Origin of the sequence: Mesorhizobium sp. L-8-10 (assembly GCF_016756635.1) — a bacterium.
Taxonomy (GTDB): Bacteria; Pseudomonadota; Alphaproteobacteria; order Rhizobiales; family Rhizobiaceae.
Window position 1 is genome coordinate 7809269 of sequence record NZ_AP023263.1, and the last position, 15328, is coordinate 7824596.

Genomic DNA, 15328 nt, shown 5'->3' on the forward strand with positions numbered 1-15328 from the left:
GAAACCACCGGCGTCTCTCTTTTCGAACGGCGCCCTGCTACTCAGGCCGACTGCGCATGAACGTCACTCTCGTCGAAATCGCGCTCGACCAGCGCGACCAAGGCCTCGATCGCCTGTCTGGCATGTTCTCCCTCGGCGCGCAGATGAAGCTCCGTGCCCTTCGGCGCTTTGGCCGCCATCACCTTGACGATGCTCTTGGCGTCGATCCACGGACCATCGGGAGCGAGCGCCATCTCGATCCGCGCGGGAAAGGTCTTGGCCAGCTTGGTGAACTTCACCGACGGGCGCGCATGCAGCCCCACCGCATGGTTGATCAGGACCGTGGCCTCAGCTTTCGACATCACTTCTCCTCAACTCTGACCGGGGCACATGAACCGGGACGCTCAGGCCGGCGCCAGTTCATGCGCGGTGGCCACGACTTCCTTGAGCGACGCCCCGCCGGAGGCTTCCGTCGCGGCCATCACCGCGCCTTCCACGATCGGCGCGTTGCAGATGACGATCTTCTGCGCGCGCGGCTCGCCGATCATCTCGATGGCCATCTCGCTGTTGGTCTCGGCGCCGCCGAGATCGACCAGGACGGCGACACCGGCGTCGGACCAGGCCCGGTCTATCGCCGCCATGATCGCCTCGACGCTGGTGCCCAGCCCGCCTTCCGGATCGCCGCCGCACCAGGCGAGCGGCACGTCCTCGCCGACCATCTGGCGCACCATGTCGGCCGTACCTTCGGCGACCTTGGGAGAATGCGAGACGATGACGATGCCGACATTGTTCATGCGATGCTCCCGATATGATCCGCAATCGCCCGCACGAGCAGCGCGGTCGAGCGCGCGCCGGGGTCCATATGGCCGATGGAGCGCTCGCCGAGGAAGGATGCACGTCCGCGGAGAGCCTTCATCGGAACGGTCGCCTCGGCCGCGGCGTCGGCGACCGCCGCGATCTCCGCGCCCGCCTTGCCGGATACCAGCGCCTGCTGCACGGGCACGAGCACGTCGAGCATGGTCTTCTGCCCGGCCTGCGATTTGCCCCGCGCACCGACCGCCTCGATCGCCTTTCCAAAGGCTGAAACGAAGGCTGCACGATCCGGATTCCCGGGCAGTTCCTTGCCGAGCGCCACGAACAAGGTGCCGAAAAGCGGGCCGGAGGCGCCGCCGACCGTCATGACCAGACGGGTGCCGATCGCTTTCAGCGCGTCGGGCAGTGCTTTGATGGAAGACTGCCCGGCCTCGGCCCGCACAGCCTCGAGACCGCGCTTCATATTGACGCCGTGATCACCGTCGCCGATCGCCTGGTCGAGCGCGGTCAGTTCGTCGGCATGGGCGGCGATGGTGTCCGCCGCTGCCGCGATCAGTGCCTCGAGGTCAAGGGCCGCCGCCGTCATGCCGTCATCACCTTTCCGGCGGGTGCGGCCTTCCGCCAGCCATTCCTGATATGGGTGAAGCCCTCGCGATAGACGGCTTCGGGACTCTCGGCGAAATCGCGCCAGACCTTGGTCGCGGCCGCCAGGTCCTTCAGCCCTCGCCCGAAGGCCTCGATGGTCAGCCAGCCGTCATAGCCGCTCCCGCGGATGGCCGCGAAAGTCTCGGCCCAGGGGATGTGGCCTCGCCCGGGCACGCCGCGGTCGTTCTCCGAGATATGGATGTGGACAATGTTGCCGACGTGTCTGGTATAGGCCGCGATCGGATCGGCCTCCTCGATATTGGCATGGAACGTGTCGTACATGGCCCTGATATGCGGATGGCCGATCTCGTCTATATGCGCCGAAAGATCGGCCATGGTGTTCAAGAGATAGCATTCGAAGCGGTTCAGCGCTTCGAGGCCGATCGTCACGCCCCGCTTGCCGGCATGGTCGCCGATGGCGCGCTGCGAGGATAGGGAGCGCTTCTTCTCGGCCGCGGTCGGGCCGGCTCCGGAGAAGTGCCCGAGCGCCGAATGAAGCGGGCCGGAGAGATTTTTCGCGCCGAGCGCCTCGGAACAGTCGATCGCCCATTTCATGTAGTCGATACCGGCCCTGCGTGTGGCCGCATCCGGCGAGATGAGGTTCATCGCCGGGTCGCCCATCGCGGAGACGGCGGTGCGCTCCAAACCGATCCGGTCCAGCATGACACCGAGCCTGCGGTAATCGTCCGGCGAGCCGGCAAAGACCGGGATCTCGACGCCGTCATAGCCGGTCGCCTTGATGTCCTTCAGCAGCGCCTCGTGCTTCCTGCCGACGCTGGTGGTCCACAAGAACATGCAGAAGCCGATTTTCATCGCACCGCTCCTTCGCGTCCTTCTCCCCGTTCACGGGGAGAAGGTGGCCCGAAGGGCCGGATGAGGGGCAGCGCCGACAGATGCCCGTTCGGCGAGAGACTTGAACGATTGTGCCGCCCCTCGTCTGCCTGCCCGTCCTCCGCAGCAGCTGCGCTGCAGCTGCTGAGGGTGGACCGGCATCTTCTCCCCGTAAACGGGAAGAAGACCGCTGGCAGCAACGCCTTCGCCCTTCCGCGCTCCATCCGCATGATTCCAATCATCATCCCTCTATCCTCCTGCCTGCCGCATCGAAGAACAGCGGCGCACGCAACCTTATCGTGACGGGATCGCCTTTCCTCAAGGGTGTGTCGGGATCGATGAGCGTGATGAGCCTCCGGTCGGCAACCGTCAGATGAAGATGGTTCTGATCGCCCAGATGCTCGATCCGATCGACGGCGCCGTCGGCGTGACCGTTCGCCGCCTTCGCAATCGTCAGATGCTCGGTGCGCGCGCCGATGGTCGCGGCGGCCGCCGGCGCATCGCCGTCCGGCAGCAGCCCGCGCGGCAGGAGGTTGATCGCCGGCTGGCCGAGACGTGCCGCGACGTGGATGTCGGCGGGTTCGGTATAGATCTGTCGCGGCGTGCCGATCTGGACCAGGACGCCGTCGGCAAGGATGCCGATGCGGTCGGCCATCGTCATCGCCTCGATCTGGTCATGGGTGACATAGAGCACGGTGGCGCCCAGTTCGGCCTGGATGCGCTTCAGTTCGAGCCGCAATTCGGCGCGCAGCTTGGCATCCAGCGAGGAGAGCGGCTCGTCCATCAGGAAGATCGCCGGCTTTCGTACCAGCGCGCGGCCGATGGCAACACGCTGCATCTCGCCGCCGGAAAGCCTGGTCGCGCGATTGGCGAGCTTGTGGTCGATGCGCACGAGCCTCGCGACGTGCTCGACCCGGCTGCGCACCGCATCCTCGCTCATCCGCCGGGCAGGGGAACGCAGCGGAAAAGCCAGATTGTCGAAGACGGACAGATGCGGATAGAGCGAATATTGCTGGAAGACGAAGGCGACGTCGCGGGCCGCCGGCTCGAGCCGCGTGGCGTCGCGGCCGGCGATGTGGATGGATCCGGCATCGGGGCGCTCCAGGCCGGCGACGAGCCGCAGCGTCGTGGTCTTGCCGGCGCCGGTGGGACCGAGCAACACGACGAATTCGCCGTCGGCGATGTCGAGATCCAGCCCGGCCACCGCCTGCCGCTCGCCGAAGGCCTTGCCGACGCCCCTGATCCTGATGTCAGCCATGGCTTGCCTCGTCATGGATCGCGGTACGGACCGCCCGGCCGGACGCCTTGTCGAACAGGGACAAGCGGGCGGCATTCAGCGCCAGGCCGACATTTTCGCCGACGGCGAGCCGAAGCTCGGCCGGCACGCGGGCCTTGATCAATCCCCGCGCCGTCTCGACCGCCACGATCTGGGTGGTCCCGAGATATTCGGTGCCGTAGACAGCACCGCGCAGCTTCGAACCGTCGTCGAAGCGTATGTGCTCGGGACGTATGCCGAGCGCCATATCGCCGGCGGCGGCATCCTCGCGCAGTTCGGGCACGGCAACGGCGGCGCCGTCGACCACGATCTCACGCGACCCCTTCGGCAAGCCGCCTGAAAAGGGCAGGAAATTCATCGGCGGCGAACCGATGAAGTCGGCGACGAACATGGTGGCCGGCCGGTCGTAGATCTCGCGCGGCGTGCCGAACTGCTCGATGACGCCGTGGTTCATGACCGCGATCTTGTCGGCCATGGCCATGGCCTCCATCTGGTCGTGCGTCACATAGACTGTGGTGGCGCGGATGCGGTCGTGCAAGGCGCGCAACTCGTGAACCATGAGGTCGCGGAACTCGGCGTCGAGCGTTCCGAGCGGCTCGTCCATGAGGAAACATTTGGGCCGGCGCACGATGGCGCGGCCGAGTGCGACGCGCTGGCGGTCGCCGCCGGCGAGACCGGAGACCGACTTGTCCAGCAGGTGATCGATGCGCAGAAGGCTCGCCGTCTCCTCGACGCGCCGGCGGATCTCGGCTTTCGCCATGCCCTGCGCCAGGAGCGGAAAGCCGATGTTCCGGCGCACATTCATATGCGGATAGAGCGCGAAGAGCTGGAAGACGAAGGCGATGTCGCGTTCGCGCGCACGCCGCTGCGAGACCTCCTCGCCACCGAGCAGGATCCTGCCCGACGTCGGCAGTTCGAGGCCGGCGATCATGCGCAGCGTCGTCGTCTTGCCGCAGCCAGACGGCCCGAGCATGACGAAGAACTCGCCGTCGCCGACGGTGAAGCTGGAGTTCTCCACCGCGGTGAAGGCACCGAATTCCTTCCTGAGATTTTCGACCCGGATCTCCGCCATCGCCTACTCCGGAAACTTCGAGACGACGATGAACATCACCGTGCCGGCGAGCATCGTGACGAAGGAATAGGTGTAGAGCGGCAGCGCGAAGGGCTGGAACAGCATCAGGAAGCCGATGCCGATGACGGCGGTCGCGATGCTCTCCATGGGGCCGCGGCGCAGTGAGCGGGGCCAGCGTTTGCTTGGTAGCGTGTTGCTCATGTGGGCCTCACTGTGATGACGCGCGTCGACCACGGCGCCAGGCGACCCCTCATCCGACCTCGCTTCGCGAGGCCACCTTCTCCCACAAGGGGAGAAGGCCGGAGCCCGGCTTCGGCGACTCGGCAAATCGTCAACGTCGGATGATTTACGGAGCCGTCGAAGCCAGGCTCCTCCTTCTCCCCTTGTGGGAGAAGGTGGCCCGAAGGCCCGGATGAGGGGTAGATCGGCGACATCATTTCCTTACCGCTCCGAAGGTGATGCCGCGCAGTAGGTGCCGGCGAAGCAGGATGGTGAAGACCAGGATCGGCACCAGGAAGATGGTGGTTCCGGCCGCGACCGCCGGCCAGTCCATGCCGCCCTCGCCGATGATGGTCGGAATGAAGGGCGGCGCGGTCTGCGCCGCACCCGAGGTGAGCAGAACGGCGAAGGCATATTCGTTCCAGGCGAAGATGAGGCAGAAGATGGCGGTCGCGGCGATGCCGGTCGTGGCCTGCGGCAGCACGACCTTGCGGAACGCCTGGAGCCGCGTGTAGCCGTCGATCATTGCGGCTTCCTCATATTCGCGCGGGATCTCGTCGATGAAGCCTTTCAGCAGCCAGACGGCGAGCGACACGTTGACGGCGGTGTAGAGCAGGATCATGCCAAGCGCGGTGTCGGAGAGGCCGAGTTCGCGATACATCAGGTAGATGGGGATGGCGACGGCGATCGGCGGCATCATGCGCGTCGACAGGATGAAGAACAGGAGATCGTCGGCGAGCGGCACCTTAAAGCGCGAGAAGCCGTAGGCCGCGAGCGTGCCGAGGAAGACCGCCAGGAAGGTCGAGCCGAAGGCGATGATCATCGAGTTCTGGAAACGCGGCCAGTAGTTGGAGGGGCCGGCGATGACCATGTTGCGGCTGCGGGTGATGGCGTCGCAGGTCGAGGTCGCCGGGCCGAGGCTCTCGATATAGTCCGGCGTCTGCCGGGTCCGGGTGGTGAACAGGTTGCAATAGCCTTCGAGCGTCGGCGTGAAGACGATCTTGGGCGGATAGTGGATCGAATCCGGCGGCGACTTGAACGAGGTCATGACGATCCAGGCAAGCGGAACCATCGACACCAGCGCATAGAGTATGACGATGGCGCCGGCGACGCGCCTGGAGGTCGCGCTCGGTTCGACGACGGAATGGGCCGAGGCGCTCATCGGCTCTTCACCCTGTTCAAGGCCTTCACATAGATGTTGGCCAGGCCAAACACCGCGACGAAGAGGATGATGGCGAAGGCCGACGAAATGCCGGTGCGCCATTTCTCGAAGGCCTCTCGCTTCAGCGTGATCGAGGCGACCTCGGTGGTGGAGCCGGGTCCGCCGCCGGTCAGCAGGTTCACCATGTCGAACATCTTGAAGTTCTCGATGCCGCGGAAGAGCACCGCCAGCATGATGAAGGGCAGCGCCATGGGCAGCGTGATCGACCAGAACTGGCGCCAGTTCGAGGCTCGGTCGACCTCGGCGGCTTCATAGATGTAGTCCGGGATCGAGCGCAGCCCGGCCAGGCAGATCAGCATCACATAGGGCGTCCACATCCAGGTATCGACGATGATGATCGACCAGGGCGACAGCCGGACGGAGCCGAGCATCTCGAAGGACGACGGATCGATGCCGGTGAAGAAGGAGACGATGTAATTGAAGAGCCCGATCTGGGGCTGGTAGAGGAAGCGCCAGAAATTGCCGACGACGGCCGGCGACAGCATCATCGGGATCAGGATGATGGTCGTCCAGAAGGCGTGGCCGCGGAACTTGCGGTCGATCAGATAGGCCAGCGTGAAGCCGATCAACGTCTGCAGCAGGATCGTCCAGAACACGAAATGCGCCGTCGTCTGCATGGCGATCCAGATGTCGCTGTCGGTCAGGATGCGCCGGTAGTTTTCCAGCCCGACATTGGCGACCTCGGCATTCGGCCGGTTGGCGCGGTAGTTGGTGAAGGAAAGGCGGATCGCCCAGATCAGCGGAAAGATGTTGATGGCGAGCAGCAGGATGATGGTCGGCGCGATGAACAGCCAGGCGACCATCCGGTCCGACAGGCCCCGGACCGATCGCGCCAGCGGTTCCGGCGTGGCACGCGCGGCGGACGCCGCCGCCCGGTCCAGTATGGAGAGGTTGGTATCGGTCACGAGAGGCTTTCCGCTGGGCTTGTCCTGCATGGCGAACTCTCCGTCCCGCGCCATCATATCACGGCGCGGGACGGGCTCGGGAGGATGCCCCCACCCTACATCTTGCCGTCATCCTGGAAAACTTCGGTCCAGTCGGCGATCAGCTTGTCGAGCGCCTCCTGGGCCGTACCCTGATCGGCCACGACATAGTCGTGCAGCCGTTTCTGCATCCCCTGCAGAAGCTGCGCGTAAGACGGCTCCTGCCAGAAGTCCTTGACCTGGTTCATGGCGACCAGGAAATCGGCCGCGAATGGCTGGCTGTCCTTGAAGGACGGATCGTTGAGCACCGCGTTGTGGCAGGAATAGCCGCCCAGCGCCCACCATTTCTTCTGGATGTCGGGCTGGGCGAACCATTTGATGTAGGCCAGCGCGCCGTCCATATTGTCGGTGTTGGCGACCACCGAGATGCCCTGTCCGCCGAGCGTGGAGGCCTCGGCCGTTCCCTTCGGGTTGACGAAGAAACCGATCTTGTCGCCCCCGACATTCTCGTCCTTGTAGAGGCCGGGGAAGAAGGCGAACCAGTTCATCGCCATGGCCGCCTGACCGGATTTGAAGGCGTCGAGCGTCTCGCCCATATAGGCGTCGGTGTAGCCGGGCGGCGTGCAGCATTTGTAGAGCTCCTTGTATTCCTCGAGCCCTTTCACCGCGTCGGCGGAGTTGACCGCGCCCTCCATGTCGTATTTGCCCGACGTCTTCTCGTACTGGAAGCCGTTGGCGTAGAGCGCCTGGGTGGCGCCCATGGTGATGCCCTCGGAGGCGCGCTCGGTGAAGATGGCGGCGCCGTAGACCTTCTTGCCCTCTATCTCCCTGCCCTGGAAGAACTTCGCCGTCTCGATTAGTTCCGGCCAGGTCTTGGGCACTGCAAGGTCGCGGCCCGTAGCCTGCTTGAACTCGGCCTGGATTTCGGGCCTGGCGAACCAGTCCTTGCGATAGAACCAGGCATTGGCGTCGCCCATGGCCGGCAGCGCCCAGTAGTTCGGCGTGCCCTTCGGCCAGGTCGAATAGGCATAGACGGTGGCATCGGCAAAGTCGGACATCTTGATGCCCTCCTTGTCGAAGAAGTCGTTCAGCTTGACGTAGTAGCCGTTCTCGGCCGAACCGCCGAGCCATTGCGAGTCGCCGATCAACAGGTCGCAGAGCTTGCCGCCGGAATTCAGCTCGTTGAGGATGCGGTCGGCGAAATTCGGCCACGGCACGAATTCGAACTTCATCTCGGTCCCGGTCGCCGCCGTGAACTCCTTAGAGAGTTCGACCAGCGCATTGGCCGGGTCCCAGGCGGCCCAGCACAAGGTCAGTTCGTCGGCCGTCGCCGTGCTGGAGTAGGCCGTCGAGGCGAACAGCGCCGACGCCAGGCCGAAAGTCACTTTCGATAGTGTCTTCATGCGTTCCTCCCGTTGATCGGGCCGTCGGGATGACGGCCCTCGAATCGTCACCCTTCCTCCAAGGTTCCAGCCTTGCGGCCGGGCGTGAGCGATGTTGAGTAATTTGTTTAGTGATGCAAATTTCACTAAACATCGCAAGCGGAATCGATGCTGCGGCGCAGCAAGTGCGGCGCAGGGTGTGGTGCTAGTTTGGTCAGTGATAGTGACGTTCTTCGGGGATTGTGGTGGGGAAACAGTGGGCTGTGCGGCGGATGACTGCCAGGGTCTCGGTCCGGCCTCAGCTAAACAAATAGTGCATATGGAGGCAGCCTCGGACGTTGCTTCCACCCCTGGACTAGGGCACGCACCATCGCGGAATACCCCTCATCCGACCTCGCTTCGCGAGGCCACCTTCTCCCACAAGGGGAGAAGGGGACGCTGCGGCAACGCTTCTGCCAGTCGTCGACATTGGCGATCTGCCGAGCCGACAACGCCAAGCTCCGACCTTCTCCCCTTGTGGGAGAAGGTGGCCTCGCGAAGCGAGGTCGGATGAGGGGTATTCCGCGATCTGTGCATCCCCTAGCCGCAAGCGCAAGATGCCGGCAGGCAGATACAAGGGGCAGCGCGACGGTCGAAGTTGCGGGCCGGTTGGCAAAGGCGCGCGGGAGCGGCGGACGTGGCCGCCGCCTCGCCTCACACGTTGGCGGCGATCAGCGCCTTTTCCAGCTTGGCGAGGCCCTCGTCCAGCACGTCGTCCTCGACCGTCAGCGGCACGAGGATGCGGATCGTGTTGCCATGGACGCCGCAGGAGAGCAGGACGAGGCCGTCGGCGATCGCTGCCTGGGTGACGCGCTTCGTGGCATCGGCATCCGGCTCGGTGCCGCCGCGCTTCTTCATGATGTCGAAGGCGATCATGGCGCCCGGGCCGCGTATCCCCGATATCGCTACCGTGTCGTTGCGCTGCGCGGTCTTCGCGACCGCGGCCTTGACCTTCTCGCCGAGCCGGTTCGCCTTGTCGAGCAGCTTCTCTTCCTCGAACACGTCGAGCACGGCGAGTGCGGCAGCGCAGGCGATCGGGCTGCCGGCATAGGTTCCGCCGAGGCCGCCCGGCTCGGCCGCATCCATGATCGCCGCCCTGCCGATGACGCCCGACAGCGGGAAGCCACCGGCCAGCGACTTGGCGACGGTGATCAGATCGGGCTCGACGCCGCTCGCCTCGATGCCGAACATCTTGCCGGTGCGGCCGAAGCCGGTCTGGATCTCGTCGGAAATCAAGAGGATGCCGTGGTCGTCGCAGATCTTGCGCAGCGCTTCCAGCAGCTCGACCGGAGCGGGATGGAAGCCGCCTTCGCCCTGCACCGGCTCGATGATGATCGCCGCGACCTGGCCCGGCTCGATGTCGGCACGGAACAGGAACTCGATGGCGCGCAGGCTCTCCTGCACGGTGACGCCGTCGGCCGGGAACGGCACGTGATAGATGCCCGGCAAGCCGAGGCCGAACTTCTTGCGGTAGGGCGCCACCTTGCCGGTGAGCGACATGCCCATCATGGTGCGGCCATGGAAGGCACCGGTGAAGGCTATGACGCCGGAACGGCCGGTCGCGGCGCGCGCGATCTTCACCGCATTCTCGACCGCTTCCGCGCCCGTCGAGAAGAAGATGGTCTTGGCGTCGCCCTTGAACGGGGCCAGCGCGTTCAGCCGCTCGGCCAGCGCCACATAGGGCTCGTAGGGCAGGACCTGGAAGCAGGTATGGGTGAACTTGTCGAGCTGTTCACGCACCGCAGCCACGACCCTGGGATGGCGATGCCCCGTGTTGAGCACGGCGATGCCGCCGGCGAAATCGACGTAGCGCTTGCCCTCGACGTCCCATACCTCGGCGTTCTCGGCGCGCTCGGCGAAGACCGGAAATGCGGTGCCGACGCCGCGCGGCACGGCGGCCACACGGCGGGACTGAAGCGAGGCATTGTTGGTCATGATGGTCTCTCCGGATGCGGCAGCCTGTTGTCGGCGGCAACGCTTAGGGGGTTGGCTGGTGACTGTATAGGGCCTGCGACCGGCGACGTCCAAGCCAGCGGACTGCGTGGCCGGAGCGGGCTGCGGGCCCGCGAAGTCGCCGAGGCTACATCAGGCCGAGCTGCTTGTAGAAGCTGAGCGCATCGTAATAGTCATTCTGCACCGTGATCTTGCCGTCCTTGACGGTGAACATCGAAGCGCCTTCCAGCTTGAACTTCTTGTTGGTCGCAGCCGTGCCGTCCGCCCAGGCGCCGGTATTGGTGCCCGCGAATTCCCATTCGAACGAGACGCGGTCTCCCTGGATGACCGGCGCTCCACGCATCGTCCAGGCCGCATCCGGGACGGCATTCAGGAAGTTGTCGATGACGCCGGCCTTGGCGGCTTCCCTGCCCTCGATCGGCTTGCCGACCGAGGCATCGTAATAGACGACATCGTCGGCGAGGAAAGCCGCCGCCCTGGCGGAATCATGCGCGTTCCAGGCGGCGAGATATTCTTCGACCACCGATTGCGCCGTATCGTCCGCCAGAGCGGACGATAATGGCAGCGCGGCGGCCATACCCGCGAGCGCCGCGACGGCAAAGAACTGACGACGTTTCATGACGGTTTCCTTCCGGTTGATGCCCCTGCCACGCCTACCCGGTGCGGCGCATCGGCCGCTCAGCCATGCGCCACCATCACATGCCGCACCGCCGTGTAGTCCTCCAGCGCATAGAGCGACATGTCCTTGCCGTAGCCGGACTGTTTCAGCCCGCCATGCGGCATCTCGTTGGTGAGCATGAAGTGGGTGTTGATCCAGGTGCAGCCATATTGCAGGCGCGCGGCCGCGGCCATCGCCCGCCCGACATCCCTGGTCCAGACCGATGAGGCGAGGCCATAATCGGAATCGTTGGCCCAGGCCACGGCCTCGTCCACATCCGAGAAGCGGGTGACCGAGACCACCGGCCCGAAGACCTCGCGCCGCACGATCTCGTCTTCCTGCAGGGCGCCCGCCACCACGGTCGGCTGGTAGAAGAAGCCGTTGCCCTCGCCCGGCCTGCCGCCGGTGGTGATCTCGATGTGCTTCTGCTCCTGCGCGTGCTCGACGAAGCTCGCCACGCGGTCGCGCTGGCGCTGCGAGATCAGCGGGCCGATCTCGTTTTCGGTGTCGTCGGCCTGGCCGTAGCGGATGGTCGAGACGGCCGACGACAGGTCCGCCACAAGCCGGTCATAGATGCCCTTGCCGGCATAGACGCGGCAGGCGGCCGTGCAGTCCTGGCCGGCATTGTAGTAGCCGAAGGCGCGCAGGCCCGACACCACGGCGTCGAGATCGGCATCGTCGAAGACGATGACCGGCGCCTTGCCGCCGAGTTCCAGATGGGTGCGCTTCACCGTCTTGGCGGCCGCCTGCAGCACTTTTTTGCCCGTGGCGACGTCGCCGGTGATCGAAACCATATTGACCTTGGGGTGGTTGATCAGGGCGTTGCCGACGCTCTCGCCGCGGCCGAGCACGACATTGACGACGCCCTCCGGCAGCACCTCGGCCAGGATCTTCGCCAGCTTCAGCGCCGTGAGCGGCGTCTGCTCGGAGGGCTTGAATACGACCGTGTTTCCGCCGCCGAGCGCCGGCGCCAGCTTCCACGCCATCATCATGAGCGGATAGTTCCATGGCGCGATGGAGGCGACCAGCCCTATCGGATCGCGACGGATCATGGAGGTGAAGCCGGGCAGATATTCGCCGGCGACGGCGCCGGGCAGCGTGCGGACGGCGCCGGCGAAGAAGCGGTAGCAATCGACGATCGCCGGAATCTCGTCGTTCAGCACGGCGTTGATCGGCTTGCCGCAGTTCAGGGCTTCGAGCGCCGCGAACTCCGCCGCCTCGGCCTCGATGCGCTCGGCGATCTTCAGGAGATAGGCGGAGCGCTGGGCGGGCGTCGTCCGCGACCACTCCACGAAAGCCCTTTCGGCGGCCGCGACCGCGGCCTCGATCTGCGCCTGGCTCGCTTCGGGAAGGTTGAGGATGGTTTCGCCGGTCTTCGGATTGAGGATAGGCTCCTCGGTCTCGGTGCCCTTCTCGAATTTCGAACCGATCAGCATTGCGGTTTCCATGAGGATCCTCCTTCAATCAATTCGGCCGTGACGGCGCTCAGCCGCCGTCATGGCCCACAGGTCTATTTGCCCATGCCGGCGACCTGGTCGCCGTCGCGGGTGAGGTAGTAGGCGGCCAGGATCGGCAGCAGCGTGACCAGCACGACGACCATGGCGACGACATTGGTGACCGGGCGCTGGCGCGGACGCACCAGTTCCTCCAGCATCCAGATCGGCACGGTCTGCTGCTGGCCGGCGGTGAAGGTGGTGACGATGACCTCGTCGAAAGACAGCGCGAAGGCGAGCATGCCGCCGGCCAGAAGCGCGGTGCCGATGTTGGGCAGGATCACATGGCGGAAGGTCTGGAAACCATCCGCGCCGAGATCGTAGGAGGCCTCGATCAGCGAGCCCGAAGTGCGCCGGAAGCGCGCGACGGCATTGTTGTAGACGACGACCACGCAGAAGGTCGCGTGGCCGAGCACGATCGTCCAGAAGGAGAATGGGATCTCGGCGAGGCTGAAGGCCGAACGCAGCGCGATGCCGGTGATGATGCCGGGCAGCGCGATCGGCAGGATGACGAGCAGCGAGATCGTCTCGCGGCCGAAGAATTTCGTGCGGCTGACGGCGGCCGCGCAGAGCGTGCCGAGCACCAGGGCGACCGTCGTGGAGATGGCCGCGACCTTCACCGACAACGCCAGGGCCTGCCAGACGTCCGGCCGGTTCCAGGTGACGCCCAGCCATTGCGTCGTCAGGCCGGGCGGCGGCCACTGATAGCTTCTCTCCTCCGTGGTGAAGGCATAGACGAAGATCAGCAGGATCGGCAGATGCAGGAAGGCGAGGCCCGCGGCGGCGGCTATCTTCAGGCCGAGCGGTGCGGACCGGTTGCGATCAGAGCGCATCGAAAGCTCCCATGCGCTTGGCGGCCCACAGATAGAACCCCATCACCACGATGGGCACCACGGAGAAGGCGGCGGCAAGCGGAATGTTGCCCGCGGTGCCCTGGTGGGCATAGACGGCCTGGCCGATGAACAGCCGCGAGGTGCCGATGATCTGCGGGATGATGTAGTCGCCCAGCGTCAGCGAGAAGGTGAAGATCGAGCCGGCGACGATGCCGGGCAGCGCCAGCGGGAAGATGACATTGGCGAAGGTCTGGCGCGGCGAGGCACCGAGGTCCGCCGAGGCTTCGACCAGATTGGTCGGAACCCGCTCGAGGGCGGCCTGGATCGGCAGGATCATGAAGGGCATCCAGACATAGACGAAGACGATGAAGGTTCCGGTGAAGGAGACCGAGAGCGAGTTGCCGCCGACGACGGGCAAGGCCAGCCAGGCGTCGAGCAGCCAGCTCAGATGCAGCTTGCCGAACAGCCAGGTCAGGATGCCTTCCTTGGCCAGGATCAGCTTCCAGGCGTATATCTTCACCAGGTAGCTCGACCACAGGGGCAGCATGACACCGAGATAGAACAGCGCCTTCCATCGGCCGCGAGCGTAGCGCGCCGCGTAATAGGCGATCGGAAAGGCGATCACCGCCGAGGCGAGCGTCACCAGCGCCGCCATGACGACGGTGCGCAGGATGATGTCGAGGTTGGACGGCTGCAGCAGCTCGCCATAGGTCTTCAGCGTGAACTCCCGATTGACGAGGCCCGAATACTCGTCGATCGAGAAGAAGCTCTGCAGAAGCAGCGCGAACAGCGAACCGAGATAGACGATGCCGAGCCACAGGACCGGCGGCGTGAGCATCAGGAGAAGAAGCAGCCCCGGGCGCCGCCAGAAGGCATCCGAGAGCGTGCCGAAGAAACCGCCCTTGGCCGGCAGTATCGCCGGCGCGCCGGTGGCGGGAATAGCAAGCTCCATGCTCATGCCGGCTCGTCCATCAGGTGAAGCTGGTCGCGGTTGAACGCAAGCAGCACGCCCTCGCCGGCCTGCGGCACGGCCTGGCCGGCCGGGATGCTGGCATGGAGCCTCAGCCCGTCGCTCTCCAGCGCGATCCTGGTGGCGGCGCCGAGATAGTGCATCGACACCACGCGCGCCGGCACGCCGTCGCCCGTGGCCTGGCGCAGGATGCGGATCTGCTCGGGCCGGAGGCTGCCCCAGCGGCGCTGCCCGGACCAGCGCTGGACGAAATCGGGCGGCAGCACGTTGGAGGAACCGACGAAATCGGCGACGAAACGTGTCTGCGGCTTCTGGTAGATCTCCTCGGGCGTGCCGACCTGCATGATGCGGCCCTCGTTGAACACCGCGACCCGGTCGGCCATCGACAACGCCTCGCCCTGGTCGTGGGTGACGAAGACGAAGGTGATGCCGAGCGACTTCTGCAGCGCCTTCAGTTCCTCCTGCATGTTTTCGCGCAGCTTCAGGTCGAGCGCGCCGAGCGGCTCGTCGAGCAGGAGCACCCGCGGCTGGTTCACCAGCGCGCGGGCGAGCGCGACGCGCTGGCGCTGGCCGCCGGAGAGCTGCCCCGGCCGGCGCGCGCCGTAGCCCGGCAGTTGCACGAGCGTCAGCGCGTCCTCGGCGGCCCGCAGGCGCTCGGCCCTGCCGACCCCCTTCACCATCAGGCCGTAGGCGACATTGTCGAGCACGTTCAGATGGGGGAACAGCGCATAGTCCTGGAAGACGGTGTTGACGTTGCGCCGGTAGGGCGGAACGCCGACGGCGCTTTCCCCCGATATCTCGATATGGCCCGAGGTCGGCTGCTCGAAGCCTGCGATCAGGCGCAGACAGGTCGTCTTGCCGGAGCCGGACGGGCCGAGCATGGCGAAGAACTCGCCGGGCCGGATGTCGAGATCGACGGCATCGACTGCCCTCACCTGGCCGAAATGGCGGGAGACTTTGCGGAAGGAGACAGCAGGGGTCATGACATATCCGACAGGCCGTTTGCCCGCTGCGCAGAGC

Annotated in this window: 16 protein-coding genes; all 16 read right to left on the reverse strand. The window is 65.5% G+C overall.

What is annotated here, in order from left to right; all coding sequences use genetic code 11:
• Positions 1 to 41: 41 nt before the first annotated feature.
• Entirely contained in the window at positions 42 to 344 is a 303-nt protein-coding gene (locus tag JN280_RS36275) for an HPr family phosphocarrier protein (protein ID WP_202309003.1), read from the reverse strand.
• Between the two features lie 39 nt (positions 345 to 383).
• A complete protein-coding gene (dhaM, locus tag JN280_RS36280; protein WP_202309004.1) occupies positions 384 to 773 on the reverse strand; it encodes a dihydroxyacetone kinase phosphoryl donor subunit DhaM in 390 nt (129 codons plus the stop codon).
• On the reverse strand, positions 770 to 1378 hold the full coding sequence (gene dhaL / locus JN280_RS36285; protein WP_202309005.1) for a dihydroxyacetone kinase subunit DhaL: 609 nt from the start codon (positions 1376 to 1378) through the stop codon (positions 770 to 772). Before dhaL ends, dhaM begins: the two co-directional genes overlap by 4 nt.
• Positions 1375 to 2250 carry a sugar phosphate isomerase/epimerase family protein gene (locus JN280_RS36290; RefSeq protein ID WP_202309006.1) on the reverse strand — a complete coding sequence of 292 codons (876 nt, stop codon included), beginning with the start codon at positions 2248 to 2250 and terminating at the stop codon, positions 1375 to 1377. Before JN280_RS36290 ends, dhaL begins: the two co-directional genes overlap by 4 nt.
• Positions 2251 to 2509: 259 nt before the next feature.
• On the reverse strand, positions 2510 to 3526 hold the full coding sequence (locus tag JN280_RS36295; protein WP_202309007.1) for an ABC transporter ATP-binding protein: 1017 nt from the start codon (positions 3524 to 3526) through the stop codon (positions 2510 to 2512).
• On the reverse strand, positions 3519 to 4616 hold the full coding sequence (locus tag JN280_RS36300; RefSeq protein WP_202309008.1) for an ABC transporter ATP-binding protein: 1098 nt from the start codon (positions 4614 to 4616) through the stop codon (positions 3519 to 3521). The genes JN280_RS36295 and JN280_RS36300 overlap by 8 nt, the downstream gene beginning before the upstream one ends.
• A 3-nt stretch (positions 4617 to 4619) precedes the next feature.
• The gene (locus JN280_RS36305; protein WP_202309009.1) at positions 4620 to 4817 is read right to left on the reverse strand and encodes a hypothetical protein; all 198 of its coding nucleotides are present in this window, start codon (positions 4815 to 4817) and stop codon (positions 4620 to 4622) included.
• 232 nt (positions 4818 to 5049) lie between these two features.
• Positions 5050 to 5997, reverse strand: a complete 948-nt coding sequence (locus JN280_RS36310; protein WP_202309010.1) for a carbohydrate ABC transporter permease — start codon at positions 5995 to 5997, stop codon at positions 5050 to 5052.
• A complete protein-coding gene (locus JN280_RS36315) occupies positions 5994 to 6992 on the reverse strand; it encodes a carbohydrate ABC transporter permease (protein WP_202309011.1) in 999 nt (332 codons plus the stop codon). The genes JN280_RS36310 and JN280_RS36315 overlap by 4 nt, the downstream gene beginning before the upstream one ends.
• Before the next feature lie 65 nt (positions 6993 to 7057).
• Entirely contained in the window at positions 7058 to 8383 is a 1326-nt protein-coding gene (locus JN280_RS36320; RefSeq protein WP_202309012.1) for an ABC transporter substrate-binding protein, read from the reverse strand.
• 672 nt (positions 8384 to 9055) lie between these two features.
• Complete coding sequence (gene gabT / locus JN280_RS36325) at positions 9056 to 10336, reverse strand: 4-aminobutyrate--2-oxoglutarate transaminase (RefSeq protein WP_202309013.1); 1281 nt, start codon at positions 10334 to 10336, stop codon at positions 9056 to 9058.
• 145 nt (positions 10337 to 10481) lie between these two features.
• Complete coding sequence (locus tag JN280_RS36330; protein WP_202309014.1) at positions 10482 to 10973, reverse strand: ester cyclase; 492 nt, start codon at positions 10971 to 10973, stop codon at positions 10482 to 10484.
• Between the two features lie 59 nt (positions 10974 to 11032).
• Positions 11033 to 12460, reverse strand: a complete 1428-nt coding sequence (locus tag JN280_RS36335; protein ID WP_202309015.1) for a gamma-aminobutyraldehyde dehydrogenase — start codon at positions 12458 to 12460, stop codon at positions 11033 to 11035.
• Between the two features lie 62 nt (positions 12461 to 12522).
• A complete protein-coding gene (locus tag JN280_RS36340; protein ID WP_202309016.1) occupies positions 12523 to 13338 on the reverse strand; it encodes an ABC transporter permease in 816 nt (271 codons plus the stop codon).
• Positions 13328 to 14296, reverse strand: coding sequence for an ABC transporter permease (locus tag JN280_RS36345; protein ID WP_202309017.1), 969 nt, complete (start codon positions 14294 to 14296; stop codon positions 13328 to 13330). Before JN280_RS36345 ends, JN280_RS36340 begins: the two co-directional genes overlap by 11 nt.
• Positions 14293 to 15291 carry an ABC transporter ATP-binding protein gene (locus JN280_RS36350; protein ID WP_202309018.1) on the reverse strand — a complete coding sequence of 333 codons (999 nt, stop codon included), beginning with the start codon at positions 15289 to 15291 and terminating at the stop codon, positions 14293 to 14295. Before JN280_RS36350 ends, JN280_RS36345 begins: the two co-directional genes overlap by 4 nt.
• Between the last annotated feature and the right edge of the window lie 37 nt (positions 15292 to 15328).